General features: G+C 67.8%; 13 protein-coding genes. 4 read left to right on the top strand and 9 right to left on the bottom strand.

The window, feature by feature from the left end:
* Position 1: 1 nt before the first annotated feature.
* Genes Q9R39_RS20825 through Q9R39_RS20810 form a run of 4 tightly spaced genes read right to left on the bottom strand, consistent with a single transcriptional unit; the run spans position 2 to position 6,735 of the window.
* Complete coding sequence (locus Q9R39_RS20825; protein ID WP_311278105.1) at positions 2-1,798, bottom strand: glycosyltransferase family 39 protein; 1,797 nt, start codon at positions 1,796-1,798, stop codon at positions 2-4.
* Complete coding sequence (locus Q9R39_RS20820; protein ID WP_311278104.1) at positions 1,795-3,756, bottom strand: hypothetical protein; 1,962 nt, start codon at positions 3,754-3,756, stop codon at positions 1,795-1,797. Before Q9R39_RS20820 ends, Q9R39_RS20825 begins: the two co-directional genes overlap by 4 nt.
* Positions 3,749-5,194, bottom strand: a complete 1,446-nt coding sequence (locus Q9R39_RS20815; protein ID WP_311278103.1) for a glycosyltransferase family 2 protein — start codon at positions 5,192-5,194, stop codon at positions 3,749-3,751. The genes Q9R39_RS20820 and Q9R39_RS20815 overlap by 8 nt, the downstream gene beginning before the upstream one ends.
* The gene (locus Q9R39_RS20810; protein ID WP_311278102.1) at positions 5,191-6,735 is read right to left on the bottom strand and encodes a hypothetical protein; all 1,545 of its coding nucleotides are present in this window, start codon (positions 6,733-6,735) and stop codon (positions 5,191-5,193) included. The genes Q9R39_RS20815 and Q9R39_RS20810 overlap by 4 nt, the downstream gene beginning before the upstream one ends.
* 1,242 nt (positions 6,736-7,977) lie before the next feature.
* Between Q9R39_RS20810 and Q9R39_RS20805 the strand changes: the two genes are divergently transcribed.
* Complete coding sequence (locus tag Q9R39_RS20805; protein ID WP_311278101.1) at positions 7,978-9,237, top strand: DUF222 domain-containing protein; 1,260 nt, start codon at positions 7,978-7,980, stop codon at positions 9,235-9,237.
* A gap of 98 nt (positions 9,238-9,335) precedes the next feature.
* On the opposite strand, the gene Q9R39_RS20800 is transcribed toward Q9R39_RS20805, so the two are convergent.
* Positions 9,336-10,232, bottom strand: coding sequence for an alpha/beta fold hydrolase (locus tag Q9R39_RS20800; protein WP_311278100.1), 897 nt, complete (start codon positions 10,230-10,232; stop codon positions 9,336-9,338).
* 30 nt (positions 10,233-10,262) lie between these two features.
* Between Q9R39_RS20800 and Q9R39_RS20795 the strand changes: the two genes are divergently transcribed.
* Complete coding sequence (locus Q9R39_RS20795) at positions 10,263-11,186, top strand: alpha/beta hydrolase (RefSeq protein WP_311278099.1); 924 nt, start codon at positions 10,263-10,265, stop codon at positions 11,184-11,186.
* A gap of 390 nt (positions 11,187-11,576) precedes the next feature.
* On the opposite strand, the gene Q9R39_RS20790 is transcribed toward Q9R39_RS20795, so the two are convergent.
* The 4 genes from Q9R39_RS20790 to Q9R39_RS20775 form a co-directional block, all read right to left on the bottom strand.
* Positions 11,577-12,485, bottom strand: a complete 909-nt coding sequence (locus Q9R39_RS20790; protein ID WP_311278098.1) for a CopD family protein — start codon at positions 12,483-12,485, stop codon at positions 11,577-11,579.
* Between the two features lie 6 nt (positions 12,486-12,491).
* Positions 12,492-13,040, bottom strand: coding sequence for a copper resistance CopC family protein (locus tag Q9R39_RS20785; RefSeq protein WP_205334048.1), 549 nt, complete (start codon positions 13,038-13,040; stop codon positions 12,492-12,494).
* Positions 13,033-13,764 carry a YcnI family protein gene (locus Q9R39_RS20780; RefSeq protein WP_311278097.1) on the bottom strand — a complete coding sequence of 244 codons (732 nt, stop codon included), beginning with the start codon at positions 13,762-13,764 and terminating at the stop codon, positions 13,033-13,035. Before Q9R39_RS20780 ends, Q9R39_RS20785 begins: the two co-directional genes overlap by 8 nt.
* Before the next feature lie 87 nt (positions 13,765-13,851).
* The gene (locus tag Q9R39_RS20775) at positions 13,852-14,367 is read right to left on the bottom strand and encodes a YtxH domain-containing protein (RefSeq protein WP_311278096.1); all 516 of its coding nucleotides are present in this window, start codon (positions 14,365-14,367) and stop codon (positions 13,852-13,854) included.
* Between the two features lie 70 nt (positions 14,368-14,437).
* Between Q9R39_RS20775 and Q9R39_RS20770 the strand changes: the two genes are divergently transcribed.
* Positions 14,438-15,289 (top strand): GNAT family N-acetyltransferase, encoded by an 852-nt coding sequence (locus tag Q9R39_RS20770; RefSeq protein WP_311278095.1) that lies wholly within the window; start codon positions 14,438-14,440, stop codon positions 15,287-15,289.
* A complete protein-coding gene (locus Q9R39_RS20765; RefSeq protein ID WP_311278094.1) occupies positions 15,286-16,485 on the top strand; it encodes an alkaline phosphatase family protein in 1,200 nt (399 codons plus the stop codon). Before Q9R39_RS20770 ends, Q9R39_RS20765 begins: the two co-directional genes overlap by 4 nt.
* Positions 16,486-17,112: the final 627 nt, after the last annotated feature.

Genomic DNA, 17,112 nt, shown 5'->3' with positions numbered 1-17,112 from the left:
ATCAGCCCGATCCCTTGATCCGGTAGAGCCGGAACTGCGGTTTGCCAGTCGGCGTCGTCACCGTCATCGCGACGGTCGCGATCCCCGCACCGTCGTCCCACAGCGTCGGATACCGGACGTTGATGGCGTCGAGCGAACCCAAACCCGTCGGTCGCTGCGTCAGGATGTACTGCACGCCCTGCTCCACGGGCTGGTTGAGCTTTGCGAAAAAATCGAAGTCGCTGCGCACGACGAACTGCTCGGGGTGCTCGGACTCCAGCCAGACGCGCGAGACCCCGAAAGTATCGACGAGGACGGAGCCCTCCGGGAGGTTCTGATCGTCCAACCATGCGGCCACGTTTCCCGACACGTCACCGAACCAGTAGAACCAGAAGTCCGACGGCGGATAGCGGTCCGGCCAGAACGCCGAGCGCAGGCCGTACTCCTCCTTGCCCAGTGCCGGGTTCAGCATCGACGACGCGGTCACCGGTAGCGAGGTCGCGAGGACCAGGGCCATGAGGGTGGTGAGGGTTGTCTTTTCGACACACGACCTCCGCAAGCTCCGGTCGCTGCTCAAGGAGCGGCGCCCTTCGAGGCTCGTCGCTAACGCTCCTCGCACCTCAGGGAGCCTACGTCGAGCGGGGCCACAGGCTACGAGGACAGCAACGACGACGAGCGGTGTCGCGACGAGGTAGAAGCGGAACCAGCCGAACGTCGACCCCAGGATCACCGCGGACATCTGGAACAGGAGAACCGCACCGAAGATGACGGCCGGCACCGCGGCGTCGATCCGTCGCAATCGGACGGCGATCCAGGCCACGATCGGCAGCACCGCGAACAGCAGAGGCTGCATGCCGAGGAGGTTGCCGAGGATGACCTCCGCCAACGGCCCTGCTCCGACGTCTTCGGCCGAGACGATCCCCGCCGCCGCCACCTGCGCCGAGTTGCCGTACTGCGAGGAGAACTGGGAGAACGCATTTCCGTCGAGGAGCCAGCCGAGACCCGCCCAGACGACGAAAGCGAAGGCTACCGGCATCGCAACGATGGTTGCGTCGTGTACCCCGAAGGGTGCCGCCACCCGCCATCCGTCGAGACCCAGAACGCCATCGGGCCGATGCCGCCACGCCGACACCACGAACACCCCGACCGCGACACCTGCGGCCACAGGCAGCGCCTCGTACCGCGTCAGGTACGCGAGACCCAACGCCACACCGGCGACAACGAGATCGAGGACCCGTGAGCGGTTCAGCCACAGCAGAATTCGACGACACGTCCACAGCAGGAAGAACAGGAACGGCGCTTCACTCATCCCCATCCCCGCGTACAGGATGATCATCGGATTCACCGCGAACGCGGTGACCGCGATCCACAGCAGCACTCGTCCGGATCCGTAGTCCAGCGCGATGCGTCGGACCTGCCAGCCGGCACCCGCCATGAACAGGGCACTCATCACGGCGCCGGCGAAGCCCACTCGACGCAACTCCGGCCACAGACTCAGCGGCCAGCGTGACGACAACTCGACCAGCGGGATCTCGACCAGGCTCGGTAGCGGATTCCACACGAACCCGATCGCACCCAGGTGAGGATCTCGACTCCAGATGGTGAATCCGGCGTTGCCCACTCGACTACTGGCATCGGGGTTGATGTAGCCGACAACGAGATACAGGTACGCGCCGACTGCCAGATAACCGGCAGCCAGACCGCCGAACAGGCCGATCCCCCACCACTGCGACCGGGTGAGTCGGCTGCGACTCCCCGCCGGCAGCGGCACGAGGCCCGCCGCCGGCGTCGCCGCATCACCACGCAGCGTGAGGGTCATGAATCTGCGGGTCCGTCAGCGTCCGAGCCACCGAATCGTCGGCGGTACAACATCACTGCGACCGCCACCAGGACACCGACCACAACCACTGCAACGCTGACACCCAACCAGACCACCCAGCTGGTGCCGACCTGATCGACCTCGGTACGCGGACCGTCGGCCCGCACCGTCATCAGTTCGGCCTGTCCAGCGCCGCCGGCCACCAGGACGTCCCCGCGCAGGTTGGCCAGGTCCCCTTGCTGTGCATCGAGATAAGCGAACAGCGGGTCGACCAGACTCCACGACCCCGAGGTACTCACCAGCACGACGGTGCGCGAGTTCTGCGAGAACGCCTGGATGGTCCCCAGCCCTTCCGGAATTGCGAGTCGAACCTGGGCGGACAGATCCACCAACGTCGACGAGTCCTCGGTGTTGATCGGCGGATTCAGCGGGCGTGCGTTCGCGGCGGAGGCCACGACCAGGGCGCCGGTGTTGCTCGCGATCGCCTGATCGAGCGGCACCAGCACCGGTGACAGGGCGGTGGCCGAACTCCGCTGGATTGAGGCGATCAGTTCGGCGGCGGCGTCGAGTTGCGCAGGGTTGGTGTTGTCCAGCGCGACCTGAACGGTCGGCTGCCAGCCCAACGGCACCGACGAGAATCCGCCCATGCGAACCGGTGTCGTGCTCGACGAAGCCGTCGACGACGGATCGATCTGGAATGTGAGCGGAACGCTGTGGGGCGAACACGCTCCCGGCGCCGGCTCGTAGGACACCCGGAACTCCAACGGCTCATTCGCCGCCACCTGCGCGGCCGGGATCGTGAACTCGGTGTCCAACACACCAGAGGAGTTCAGTGCGCTCGTCTGCAGGATCTCACCTCCGCTGAGTGCCATCATGTTGGCGCGCTCATTGTCGCGGACCGGGGTGTATCGCGCCTTCAACGCGACGTCGACCGCTCCGGGACGCCCCAACGCCAGGATCGTCGGATCGAATCCCGGTATCAGCGTGGCGGTTCCGAGGGCCTCCACCGACAGGCGGTCGGAGAACTCACCGAAGGTCACCGAGTCCGAACCCTGCACTGTGCGATCGCCGGCGGATTCGACTGCTGCTGAGGATGTCTGAGCGAGGTCGGTCAATCCGTCGCGGAACAGCGCAACCTGCTCGGGTAGTGAATCCTGGTCGCCACTGATCACCAGAGCGGCACCGGGCTGTCCGGCGCGCTCGACGCGGACGCCTCCGGGTCCGCCCTCCTCACGGACGACCACCACACGGTCGAGCGGACCTGCCGAACGCGGCACCCGCGCATCGGCCGACTCGACCACGTCGATCGACACACGTTGCGGGCGGTAATGATCCGCTATCGCAGCGACGACGCCGAGGGTGGTCTGTGCCGCAGCGGGACTCGGATCAACCGGGGTGTGCACAGTCACCCGGTTGACCACCGTGCCGAAGAAGTCCTGGATGGTGTCCGGAACCGACGCGACACCACGGAACCCGACGTTCAGGTTGGTCAGCGTGACATCCGGGACCGGACCACACACCGAGTCGTCGGTGCCGTTACGAAGAGTCAGGCGGAGGTCGGCACGACCGTTGTCGCCCACCGGCACCGCACTCAGCGGCACGCTGAACGGGGTACTGAGCTGCCGCGGACCGAAACGCGGCACCAGGATGGTGCCGATGATCGCGCCATCGGTGCGGGCCACCTGGATGAAGGCGTCGGTGACGTTGGTCGCTGTCGCCACCATTCCGGTGAGCGTCGTCGGGGACATGCCCTGGGGTACCGGAATGCTCACGCCGGCCGGGACATCGGCGCCGTCGATGGTCACCGATGTCCCCATGCCGAGCTGCCGCCAGTCGAGCGTCGTCGTTCCATCGCCCGGGGCTGCAGCGGCCGGCGCCGCAACCCCTACGCCGATGATCAGCGCCGCCAGGACCACCCCCAGTGTGCGACGCAGTCGAGCAGAACTGTTACTAGGCATTCTCAGGACCTTTCGGGGGTCGGGACACACCGGGCATGGCAGAGAGCCCGTGCACGGTCTTTTCCCAGTAGGAGGGTTTGTAGATGAGCTGGGCCATACTCTTGATGGCCGCCATGGACTGCAGGAACCAGTAACCGGGGACGAGGAGAGCAGCGCCCAGCAGGTAAGGCTTGCCGAGCGTGCGCGTCGACACCACGCCGAGCATGATCGTCGCCAGATTCCCGACGGTGAACATCAGCAGGCAGAGGTAGTAGACAGGCCCGGGGAACAGGCTGTTCATGAAGTCGGGTTTGCCCGCGAACCACACGAGCAGCAGCGTCCAGAACAAGAGGTTCATGGTGTTCGCGATCGGCATACCCGCGGTCAGATTCGAGATGCGAAGTGCTGGTACGAGTCCGAGCTCCCGGACCATGCGGACCGGATGACGGGTGTGCACCAGGAAGGTCTGGAGGTACCCCTTGTACCAGCGTGACCGCTGGCGGACCCAGTTCACCACATCCGCATTGGCCTCTTCACCGGTGAGCGAGTCCAGCACCACGGTCCGATATCCGTAGCGCGCCAGACGGATTCCGAGGTCGGCGTCCTCGGTGACGTTGAACGCATCCCAGCCGCCCACCTCGCGAAGCACGTCTGTCCGGATGTGATTCGACGTGCCGCCGAGCGGGATCACGCAGTTCGACGCGCTCAGCGCGGGCAGCATGTACGAGAACCACTGGTCGTACTCGATCGCGAACCAGCGGGTCAGCAGGTTCTCGCGCTCGTTGTAGTAGCCCAGCCGCGCCTGGACCGATCCGACGTCTGGCGGACTGGCCGCGAAGACCGCTGCCGCCCTGCGTAATTGCAGCGGGTCGGGGATGTCTTCGGCGTCGTAGATGGTGACGATGTCGCTGCGTTCCGACGGCAGCTCCATCGCGACGTTGCACGCCTTGGGCTTGGTCCGTGGCTCACTCGGCGGGACCAGCACCGGTGTGATCCCATCCAGGTCGGCATGCTCGACGGCGGACCGGGTCTCGTGGTCGTCCTCCTCCAGGACCAGCAGGATGTCCAACTTGTCAGCGGGATAGTCGATTCGTCCGACACCGGCGACCAGGTTGGCGACGATCTCGGGTTCGCCGTAGACCGGCAACAACACGGTGTACACCGGGAGGTCGTCGTCGGGGATCGCGCGAGCATCGTCGTCGGACACCCGCAGGACGCCCCGCCCGGACATTCCCCGGGTGATCAGCACGAACTTGTCAACGCTGGACACCAGGAAGTACACGGCGCAGATGCTCAGAATCACCGCGAGTGAGACCCGCCAGGTCAGGAGGAACGCTGCCGCGGTCACGATCGCGAGCACGACGAGGCCGAGACGCTGCCTGCGGCTCAACGGATGACGTGCCGACAGAATGGAGACATGCCGCGCGTCGGTGACCGGTCCCGCGTCGGAGGTGGTCACCGAGCTGGTCGTTCGACGGCGTCGATCATCGACCACGCGAGCTCGGTCAGCGCGACATCGAGGTCGGAGTCGTCGACGGGGTCCGGGGTGTCGTCGCCACCGCGGATGAGCCAACTGATGGGTTCGGCGACGGTGGTGGCATAGCTGGGCGGCTTCGGCTCCGCGACGTTCGACGATCCCGGCTGATCACGCGCGGCCATCAGGTAGACGGCGATGTAGCGCTCACCGGCTGGCGTGGGAACTCGCCAACCCCAGAATCGACCGGTCCACAGTGTTTGATCCGAGGTGCGGACCGACTCCAGGGTGTTGGCGATGCTGCCGAGCCGGGTGTGTCGGCCGTCCGAAGAGGCGGGAGTCGAGTGGATCGTCGCCGGCGGCACCGTCTCGTACCAGAGACCACGGCGGTAACTGGAGAAGCGGCCCAGATCGGCGGTGGAGAACACGTCGAGATAGGCGGTGGACAGCGGCCTGTCCTCCGGACCGGTCTGGCCCGTCGTGACCCGGTACCGGCGCACGTCACCGTCGGACCCCATGACCCGCGGACCCCAGTCGAACACCTCGGGCTCGGTGATGCCGATTCCCAGCGTCCGCAACTGGCCCAGCCAGTCCTCGCCGATGGGCGGCGAGGCAACGGGTTCCGGTGAGTCCGGCGCGAGCGGGGTCAGCGCCAGGACGACCAGCGCCACCAACCAGGCCGACGCGAGGGTGGCGATGGACTGCTTGGGCAGACCGGCGCGTGCCGAGCCCGTTCTGCCGAACCGGAGTCGTACGACGATCGCGATCGCGGTCACCGCACCGGCGGGAACCGTGTAGGCCAGGACCGGGATGTCGTGGAGTACCGCAACCAGCACCGCGCCGCCGACGCCGGACAGCGCCGCGGTGGCGAGGGCGACCCGCGGGTGCCGACGCAGCGCCATGTACGTCACGACGAGGGCAATCGCCACGGACAACGCACCGAGGGCGACGGTCGTGCCGCCGAGCACCTGCCCCATCAGCAGGTAGTTCGGCGGGAAGCAGGTCAGCAGGAACAGCCAGATGAGGTAGTCGCGGACGACGCGTCGGATCCCGAAGACCACGATCGACGCCGCGAACACCCAGATGAGGAGCGGGATCAGATCGGCGTGCCAGAACGCCGCGACGGCCGGAATCCGCGGGATGACCAGGGCCGCGGTCAGTCCGAGCGCGCCGCCCACGACGACGACCAGGATGCGGTCGAACTCGCCGTCACCGATCTCACGGCCCCGCGACGAGACGTCGAGCCCGAAGGCGATCATCAGACACCACAGGGGTACGAACAGCAGGTATGCCGTCGGCGACCCCTGGCGGAGCGCATCGAACTCGGCAGCGATGGCCGGCGCGAACGCCAGCATGCCAGCGCCGATCGTCGACGCGTACCGGGCGCCCATCGACATCTCGCGCGGCGCGGTCAGCGTCGCGCGCCATGTGCGACGAGCCGCGCCTTGTGCCGGCGTCGAAGCCGCGTCGGCGTCGACGTCCGCAGATGGCGGCGACGCGGACACGACTGAATCGAGAACAGTCATCGAGATCCTCCCCAGGACGGCGCCTGAGCAGTGGGCTCCAACGCCAGACGCGGCTCCGGTGCCAACCCTGCGGGCCTCCCCTGGCAACCGAATCGCGAACTGGAATGAGAGTAACGCTAAAAAGAAAGTTGATGAAGCGCATCGGCTGCACGAATTTTGCGAGCCGCGGCCGTGGCGGTGCCGAATGAGGGCTCGACTCGGGGTCGAGGCGTCTCTCGTCTTTGGTTGCACCACAGCTTATTTGGATCATGTGTCGCGTCGTCCGGGATCGCGGACTGGGCCCGCGATCTGGGCCGAAGTCACGCGACTTACGGCACGAATTTGTAGTTGATGTCACACCTGGGAGAGTGGGTCACCTGACCATGTCGCAACGCTAAAGATGCTGTGCTGCAGCTATTCACAAACGTTCCATGTGGTTCGGCAACAATGTCGAGACGTTTGGGCGGTAGGGCCACCGCGAAACGTCATCGACAAGTATTTTTTGTCAGTCAGCAGTCGCGGCGGGATCGTCGTGAGTCCATTCGCGAGACCACGTCGACGTCGCGCGGTGCTACTGCGTCGACTTCTGGTCTTTTGACAACGGCGGTGTTGGCGCTCTGTGTCCTCGCGACCGGACCAGCAGACCTCGGCCATCCACGTCGGTGACAGTGATCGGTCGGCGCATCCACCGTCATCGGCTGCGCCCTCCGCTATTGGGCCCACCGATTTGGCACGGGTGCGTCAGCCGACTCGTCGGACCGCTCGTCAACCTCGTGAGGGACGACCCTCGGGCGGCGGCCTGGCCGTTGCACCCGTCGAACCTGAGGACCCGTCGGCGCGGTCGGCGTGGCAGGCGGCATCGCCGAAAACGGGGACAACTGGCGGGGCTCGGCACGGCACGGCGCCGCTTACACCACCGACCGCAGGCCGGTCGGCGTGGCGGGCTTCGGCGGACCCGCTTGAGCGCAAGGAGGTCTACGCGCCACTCGCGCAGGTGTCGCCGAACTTCGACCTGCCGGCCACCGCCGATCTCTGGGGGGATGACGAGCACCGAGTGGGCGTTCGTCTGCATCACGAAGGCCGCTACCTGACCGCCCGTGGGGCTCGTAATCATGGCGCGAATCACCAATTCTGGGCGCGAACTCGAAACGGGTGTGACTGGAGTCAATTACTGACAACAGTTACCACACTGCCGACGAAAAACGCTGCACAGTCGATGAATTCGGAGTTTCGAGCCTGTGGAGAAACCTCGAAATCGAACGAATGTTCCGGTACCTTGGAGTCATGCCAGAGCTCGCCACTCTTCTCGATCAACTCATCGAGACCACCCCGCCCGCCGACGACCCCACGGGCCGATCAACATTCGACGCGCTCGAGACGCTGCGCTTGATCCGCAACACCGTCGACCACCAGATCGTCACCCACGCAGCACAACTCGACGAACTCGGCGTCGCTCAGAAAACCGGCAGCACCACCAAGAAGTTGCTGATCGAGTCAGGACATGCACCGGCCGCTGCTCTTCGCACCATGCGCAGTGTCGACGCCCTGCCCGCGCTTCCAGCCCTGACCCGTCACGCCGCCGACGGGCGGCTGACCGGCGAGGTCGTCGACGCCGTCGTCCGCGGGATGAACGAGATCGACAAGCGTTGTGGTGAGCCGCTTTCCGACGGTGACCGCCGCCAATACGAAAGCGAACTCATCGCACAAGCGTTGTCCGGCGCGACCCCGACACAGGTCCTCAAACACGCCCGCGCGATCGCCAACGCTCTCGCCGACGCCTCCGACACCGGTGTTCCCGCAGCCGACGACCCCTCTCTGAACTCGGTAAACGCCCACACCACCGACGACGGCCGCGTCGAAATCCGCGCCGACCTCACCCAGATCGTAGGCGAGAAGTTCCTGGCGATGATCGACGAACGATCCTGCCCGCGGCCCGAACCCGACGGAGCGGAGGATCGACGCACCGCTGAGCAGCGCCGTACCGATGCGTTCGAGCTGATTCTCGACCAAGCCGCGGTCGGTGCGACTATCGACAGCGTCGGAAGTCCACGCACTCAGTTGATGCTGACGATCCCCGCGACCGGAGACCTGGCGACGCTACCGTGGACCGGATCGGTCAGCCATGCCACCGCGAAACAAGTAGCGTGCGACGGCTCTCTGACCGAGATCATCCTCGATGGTGAGGGCGTACCGCTTCAGATGGGTCACACCCACCGGTTGTATCCGGCACACCTGCGCAAAGCGATCATCGTCCGCGACGCCTGCTGCATCAAATGCGGTGCACCACCGTCCCATACGCAGGTGCATCACATCAAGTCGTGGGCCGACGGCGGACCTACCGACCTCGACAACGGCTGCCTGCTCTGCCAACGCTGCCACACCCAAGTCCACCACCACGGCTGGGACATCGTCATGGGCCTCGACCGCCACCCCTGGCTCGTGCCGCCCACCTCGATAGATCCACACCGTCGACCCCGACCCGCCCACAACCGACGCACCATGCGACTCGACGACGCCGCCTGACCGACGTCCCACAACAGTTCTCGCGTAGCACCTTCCGCACCCGGGCATACCCCGGGACCGCATCCGTCCCTTGACAACTCCACAGTGTGAACGGCGTCTTATGAGTGCGCCGCGACTGACGACCGATCCCGAGGCACCACGGCGTCGAGCGCCTCGGCGAACGGTGGGATGAAGTAGCGCGCGCCGAGGACACAGCAAGCGTGCCCGCCGTCGACCTCGAAGCGCTGTGCGCCGGGAATGCCGTCGATCAGCAGCTGCTGCCGTTCGGGCTCGACGACCCGGTCGCGGATGGACACGACGACGGCGGTCGGGACGTCGACCTCATGGAGCCAGTCGCGAGAGTCGAACTCCCCCAGCCCGTTTCCAAAGTCACCGAGGTGCGACAGCGGCGTCGAGAGGAACTGCCGGAGCGCCCAGATGGTGGTGTGGGCCGCTTTGTCGAGGCTCTTGTCGGACACCCGCGGCAGGATGCGGTAGACGGGGCGGAGGATGCGTCCCATGCGTTCCGACGACGCGCGGTGCCGGGGATCATGCGTGCTGAAGTACGGGCCGGTCGAACAGAGCACCAGACCGGCGACGCGTCCCGGATGGCGTCGCCACACCAGCTGGGCGATGCCACCGCCCATCGAGAACCCGGCGACCGTGAACCGGTCGATACCCAGGACGTCGGCGAGGGCGACGACGTCGTCGGCGCAGTCACGGAGGTCGAAGGTGTCGGACTCGATGCCGCGGCCGTGCCAGCGCGCGTCCAAAGTGATGACGCGATAGCGGTCGTTGATCGCCGGGATCGTCGGGTACCAGCAGAGCAACCCGGTGGTGAGCACCGAATGCAGGAGGAAGACGGCGGGTGCGTCGCGCGGGCCCGAGTCGGTGACGAACGCTCGCCCGCGCCCGGGGAGGTCGACCATCCGGCCCTCCGGGATGTCCCGAGCCGGGTACGGGGTGAACACGTGGCGGATGGCGCGCGCGGTGCCGTGAACGAACTCGGGGATCACGCCACCAACGGTACGTGAGATGCTGATCACATGATCGACATCGCCCGTCCGAAAATCGAGGGGTCGATCGCCGTCGCCGACGGTGATCGTCGGATCGGATTCGCCGAGTACGGATCGGCCACCGGACGGGCGATCGTCTGGTTACACGGCACCCCCGGCGCCCGGCGCCAGATCCCCGTCGAAGCGCGTGCGTACGCGCTCGAACGCGGAATCCGCCTCATCGGGCTCGATCGGCCGGGCGTGGGGTCGTCGAGCCCGCATCGGTACGACAACGTCGCGGCCTTCGCACCGGACCTCGCCGAGGTCCTCGAGGCCCTGGGCATCGACGACTTCGCGATCATCGGGCTGTCGGGCGGCGGACCGTACGCACTCGGGGTCGCCCATGCCATGCCCGACCGGGTGACGGCGGCGGGCATCCTCGGCGGTGTCGCGCCGACGGTCGGACCCGACCGCATCGAGGGCGGGGCCATGCGACTCGGCACGCTGCTCGCACCGCTCGTCAGCGTGGCCGGCGCGCCGATCGGCCAGGTGCTGAGCGTCGCCCGCGGCTTCGCCCGGCCGATCGCCGAACCAGCGATCTCCATCTACGGTCGACTGTCCCCGCAGGCGGACCGAGAACTGTTGGCGCGCCCCGAGTTCCGGGCCATGTTCCTCGACGACCTGCTCCACGGCGGAAGCCGACGCATGAACGCACCGTTCGCCGACGTCGTCGTGTTCGCGCGGGACTGGGGCTTCCGCGTCGGCGACGTCACCGTGCCCGTGCGCTGGTGGCACGGCGACGCCGACCACATCATCCCGTACGCCCACGGCGAGCACATGGTGTCGCTGCTCCCCGACGCGAAGCTGTTCGAGATGCCCGGCGAGAGTCACCTCAGCACACTGCACATGGCGACCGACATCATCGACGAACTCCTCGCGCTGTGGGACCAGTCGCGACCGCCGCTGGGCGAGTGACGTCCCGCTGGTCGAGCAGCGTCGACCGAGCGAAGCGAGGACGCCGCGCCCGTCGAGGCCACTCCGGCGACCGACGTCGTGAACCGGACCAGTGGCTTCGACACGGCTCCTCGCTGCGCTCGGTGCCGGCTCAACCAGCGGAAAAAGTCACCCGCTCAACCACCGCTGGTCGAGCAGCGTCGACCGAGCGAAGCGAGGACGCCGCGCCCGTCGAGGCCACCTCGGCGACCGACGTCGTGAACCGGACCAGTGGCTTCGACACGGCTCCTCGCTGCGCTCGGTGCCGGCTCAACCAGCGGGAAAAGTCACCCGCTCAACCAGCGGGAAAAGTCACCTGCTCAACCAGCGAGAAAAGTCACCTGCACAACCAGCGGGGAAGGGCTCGTATGCTCAGCCGGCGGGGAGCGGCGGGGTCGCCGACAGCCCGGCCGCGAGGCCCAGCGCCACGGCCATGATCGCCAGTTCGACGACAGCCGCGCGCACGGAGGCGGGCTCGCTGCTGCGATGCCGCTGCACGGCCGGTAGCCAGCGTCGTCGGTGCCAGACGGCGAGACCCACGAGGACCGCGAGCACCGCGGCCTTGGCGAGCAGGATTCGGCCGTAACCGCTGCTCAGCAGGTTCGCCGGACCGTCGACCTCGATCAGGCCGGAGATCAGGCCGGTCACCGTGAGGACCCCGACGGCCCAGGGCGCGCGCCCGGAGAAGACCGGCAGACTGCGCGCCCACCCCGACCGGCCGCGCACCGAGAGCAGCATCGCCGCGAGCAGTCCACACCACCAGGCCGCGGCCAGCGCGTGGGCACCGATGAGGAACGGCCCCCACGAGTCGTTGCCGGCGTGACCGGCGATCGAGGTGGCCAGCACCCCGATCGCCGCGAGCGCTCCGACCACGAGCACGGGGATCTCGATCCCCGTCAGCAGGTCCAGCACCACCCACGCGAGGATCAGGACCCCGGCCACCAGCGCCACCATCTCGGGCGCACCCGAGAACAGCACGTCGCCGAAGTCGCCGGCCTTGACGTCGAGCACCTCGACACCCGCCCGATCGGCCGTCCGCACCCAGGAGCTGACCAGCACGGCCAACACCCACACCCCGGCCAGCAGGCCGATCACCCGGGTCGAGGGCTCGGCGTCGACCGTCGGGAGCGCCCCCAGACCGAGCAGCGTCACGGAGACACCGAGCGCGAGGGTCGTGGGCACGGCGACCAGATCCGGACCGTCGGGACGGGCGAGCAACCAGCTCACCACGAGACCGCCGGCCAGGGTCATCGCGAGGATCAACCCGTTGCGGACGGTCATCAGGTGTCAGCGCCGCGTCGAGGGTCGCCGGCTCAGCCAGAACACCACGCCGAGTCCGGCGATCAGGACGACCGCGGCGCCGGCGATGAACCACCACACCGGGATTCCCTCGTCGGATGACGCATCGACCGCTTCGATCGCCGGACCGGGTTCACCGTTGCCGGCGACCGCGAGCTCGAACGTGCGCTGTCCGCTGATGACGTGCCCATCGGCCGAGGTCACCCGGTAGTTGACGACGTACTCACCGGCCGGGCCGAGTTCGCGCACCCCGACACGCAGGTTGGGGCCGTCGACCGTCGGATCGCCGTTCTGCCAGTAGTGGTCGTCGGGCCCGACGACGTTGAGCACCGCATAGGACGACTGGATCGGCTCGTTGAAGGTCAGCGTCACCGTCTGCGGACCGGACTGCAACGTCGCCCCCTCGGCGGGGTCGGAGGACACCAGCCGCGAGTGCGCCGCCGCCGGGGCTGCCGCCCACGATCCGACGAGCCCGAGACACAGCAGCGTCGCGAGGACCAGGACGACGCGTCGAACCGGCGCGCGACGGTCAGGCATCGCCGCCGCCACGACCATTGCGGCGCAGGGCTGTCAGCGCCGCGACGCCGATGACCGCCCCGAGAGTGCCGACCACCAGGCCGATCCCACCGAGCCAGCGCGCGGCGGAGTCCTCAGACGATGCCGATGACTCGGAGGTGTCCGAAGCGTCGGCGGTGCCCGTCGTCGAGGCGGCGTGCGAGCCGCCGTGATGCCCGTCGCCCGTCGCCGGAGGCAGGGTCAGCGTCGGTGCGGGCAGCTCCGGCTCGGAGCCGTCGTCGGGGGTCGGCTGACTCCAGTCGGCGGTCTCACCGTCGGCGTAGGTCTGCAGCGCGGGGAGTTCGACGGTCTCCTGCTCGGGGAACGGTCCGCCGGAAAACCGGAACTGGCCGAACTGTCCGACCGGTACCCCCGGCGATCCCGGATCGGCGGTCCAGGTGATCTCGGTGACCTTGTCGTCCTTCTTGGTGACGACGGACTTCCAGCCGGGCATCACCTCCGGGCGGGCCGAGGTCAGCCCGGGCAGCGTCACCCGCAGCGCGGTAGTGGCGGCGGCGTCGGACTCGTTGGGGACGACGAAGGTGACGACGCCGTACCCGCCCTGGATGACCGTCGGCGCGTTGGCGGTGACGTGTGCCGACGCGGCACCCGCACCCGCGAAGGAGGCGAGGCCGACGAGGGCGACGGCGGTGGCGGGCGCGGTGATGCGGCGGGCGATCGTCGCCCGCGGGGAACTGAGCTTCATGGATTGTGTCTTTCGATGGTGTCGGGACCGGTCCTCGTGGACGCGCGCTTCGACCCCACACCGTTCTGGTCTGGGGCCCGGGCGGCGTCAGGAGACGGCCGGTGGTCCGCGAACGCCGGTGCCGCACAACGCGGGTGCGGCCGGAACACAAGGCGGCGTCCAGAACACCGGAGCGGCCGTATGTGCTGCGACGGTGACCGGTGGCACCAGCGATCGGATCACCGAGCCGATCGACGCCAGGAGATGGGCACCGGCGACGATTCCGACCGCGCTGAGAGGGATCGCCACCAGGTGGGTGAGGAGCATCGGCAGCGTCGAGGCGTCGTGGGCGGCGTGCCCGGCGTCGAGCGCGAGAGCCCAGTGACTCGCCGCCTGCGCCGCGGACAGGACCAGCGTGGTCGATGCAGCCGCCGTCGTGAGTCGTCCCCGGCGCGGCGCGAGCAGCATCGCCGCGACCACGCCGATCGCGGCGCTCAGCAGGACGCCCGACGAACTCGGCATCGCCCCGCTCGCCGCACCGTGCGCGGCGACCGCGACCGCGGGGACCACACCGGCCGCGGCGACGCGCGCGAACGCGTCGGACGGTCGGGCGGTGCGGGACATGGGGCTCATCCTAGATCGGGCTGGACGAACCACGACCACGGTGTCGCCGGGCGATGACAGAATCGACCCCATGTCGGATGCAACCCTCGGTGTGGAGGTTCGTGAACTGTCGTCGCCCGACGAGCTCGAGGACCTGCTGCGGATCTTCGACGACGTGTGGCGGCCCGATCCGACGAACCGGCCCGTGGGGACCGACATGCTGCGGGCGCTCAGTCACGCCGGCAACTATGTGGCCGGCGCCTTCATCGGCGACCACCTCGCGGGCGGGAGCGTGGCGTTCTTCGGCGCACCGGTCGGCGAGACCCTACACAGCCACATCACCGGGGTCACCCGCCGCGGCCGCGGCCATCAGGTGGGTTATGCGCTGAAGATGCACCAGCGTCGCTGGGCTCTGGAGCGCGGACTGTCGACGATCACCTGGACCTTCGATCCCCTGGTCGCCCGCAACGCCTACTTCAACCTCACCAAGCTGGGCGCGACGCCCGTGCACTACTACGAGGATTTCTACGGCGAACTCGGTGACGAGCTGGGCGGCGATGCCGACTCCGACCGGGTGCTGGTGGCGTGGGACCTGAAGTCCGCTGCGCCGTCGGTGCCGGACGGGTCGTCGAGGTCGGAGGGAGCGGTCCAGTCGGTGGACGAGGCTCTCGCCGGTGGGGCCGTGTCGGTCATCGACGGCGAACAACCATCCCATCCCGTCGCGCACCACGAGCGCATCACACCGGATGCCGGCGCCGTTGTCGAGGTTCCGCGTGACGTCGAGTCGATGCGGGTCAGCGCGCCGCTCGACGCCGCCCGGTGGCGGATCGCGCTGCGAGATGCGTTGTCGCCGTTGCTCGTCGAGGGAGACGCGCGTCGGTCGGTCCGGTTCCTGCGGTCGGGACACTATGTGTTCGGACCGGCCGGTTCGGGGGCGCGGTGACTGAAGTGGCGGGTCCGCTGGAGCTGGCCCCGGAAGACTGGCACGGATACCCGCACACGCTCGCCGACGTGTTGCCGGCGGTGGCGGGTGCACTCGGGGTCGCATCCGAGGGTGCGGGACCCGTTGTCCCGCCGAGCGACTCGGTGGTTCTGCTGCTCATCGACGGCCTGGGCGCGACCCTGCTGGACGACTACGCCGAACACGCCCCGACGCTCAAGGAACTGACCTCGACCACGCTGCGGGCCGGGTTTCCGGCGACCACCGCGACCAGCATCCTGAGCCTGACGGGCGGCACGTCGTGCGGAGTGCACGGAATCATCGGGTACAGCTTCCGCCCGGGTGACGAATGCCGGACCCGCGGGTCACGACGAGTGCTCAACTCGCTGCGCTGGACCCTCGACGACGCCTCCGGACCGTCGGCGTTGATGACCTACCCCCCGGCCCTCGTCCGCACCGAGCGAGGAAGTCTCGAAGAGCTTGCCGCAGAGGGTGTCCGGGTCACCTATGTGATGCCCGGCGAGTTCCGCGGAACCGGTCTCACGATGGCGGCCTTCCGCGCGTCGGGACAGTTCCTGCCCGCCGTGACGCCCGACGGCATCCGCGACGCCGTGCTGACCACCCTGCGGCGCCGGAGTCGGCATCGGCGTTTCGTGTACGCCTACTACAGCGAGCTCGACATGGCGGGCCACATCCACGGCCCGGGGTCGGCGGAGTGGCTGGAGAAGCTGCGCATCGTCGACCGGTTGGTTGCCGACCTCGCCTCCGGACTGGGCGATGGCGCAACCCTTCTCGTCACCGGTGACCACGGGATGATCACCGCCGACCGGGCGATCGACATCGACACCGCCCCCGCCCTGCTCGACGGCGTCGACGCGGTGGCCGGCGAGGCACGGGTCCGACACGTCTACGCGACACCGGGATCGGCCGATGACGTGCTGAGCGGCTGGGCGTCGTACCTCGGCGACGCCGCACACGTGGTCTCGCGCGAGCAGACCATCGACGAAGAGTGGTTCGGACCGATCGTCAGTGACGCTGTGGCACAACGCATCGGCGACGTCGTCGCGGTGGCCCGCGGCGCCACCACCCTCACCCGCAGCAAGCGCGAGACGATGGAATCGATGATGCTCGGCCACCACGGCGCCTGGACCACCGCAGAACAACTCGTACCGCTCATCGTGGCCCGGGCTGCGTCCTGATCCGAGAGAAGCGGATAACCCCCTGCTCCGCCCTGAGGTGCCAGGAGCGTAAGCCGCCGGGTCGAGCAAGCGACGAAGGAGCGCGTCGAGGTCGACGAGACACGAGGGGCCCGGTGACACCTATTGCTACACCCTTCGTGGCTCGATTCGCTCGCACCTCAGGAGCATGGAGTTCAGACGCTCACCAGTGTTCTTACGAAGTCCACGACGGCCGCCAGGCCGCAGATACTGAGGAGCCCGCCCGTAGAAGACGGTTGACGACCCAGCGCGCCACCCTGCGGAGACGACTCTGAAAGTTCCTCCCCCTCAGGATGATCGAAGGGCATATCGCCCTTCGAACGCACTCAGGTGGACGAGTTGTCGGCTACACTCTCGCGCGCGCCCGAAGTCGACTGTCAAGCGCGAGATTTTGTGATCGGCGGCCCCTGCTCAACGGGAACCAGCTCAAACACCTCAGACTCAGTCGGTCGAAGGCGCGCCAGAACTAGAGAGCTGTGTGACTGAAGTACACCACTGTTGACGATCTGCGCACAGTCAACGCGAATAGGCGCTCAGTCGACGACAATTGCTGCACAGTAGATGAATTCGAGCTTCTCGCCTGTGGAGAAACCTCGAAATCGAACGCAT

The organism is Gordonia sp. AC31 (assembly GCF_031844505.1).
Classification (GTDB): Bacteria; Actinomycetota; Actinomycetes; order Mycobacteriales; family Mycobacteriaceae; genus Gordonia; species Gordonia hongkongensis.
The sequence above is the reverse complement of the archived record's forward strand: the minus strand, read 5'-3'. Positions and strand labels throughout refer to the sequence as shown.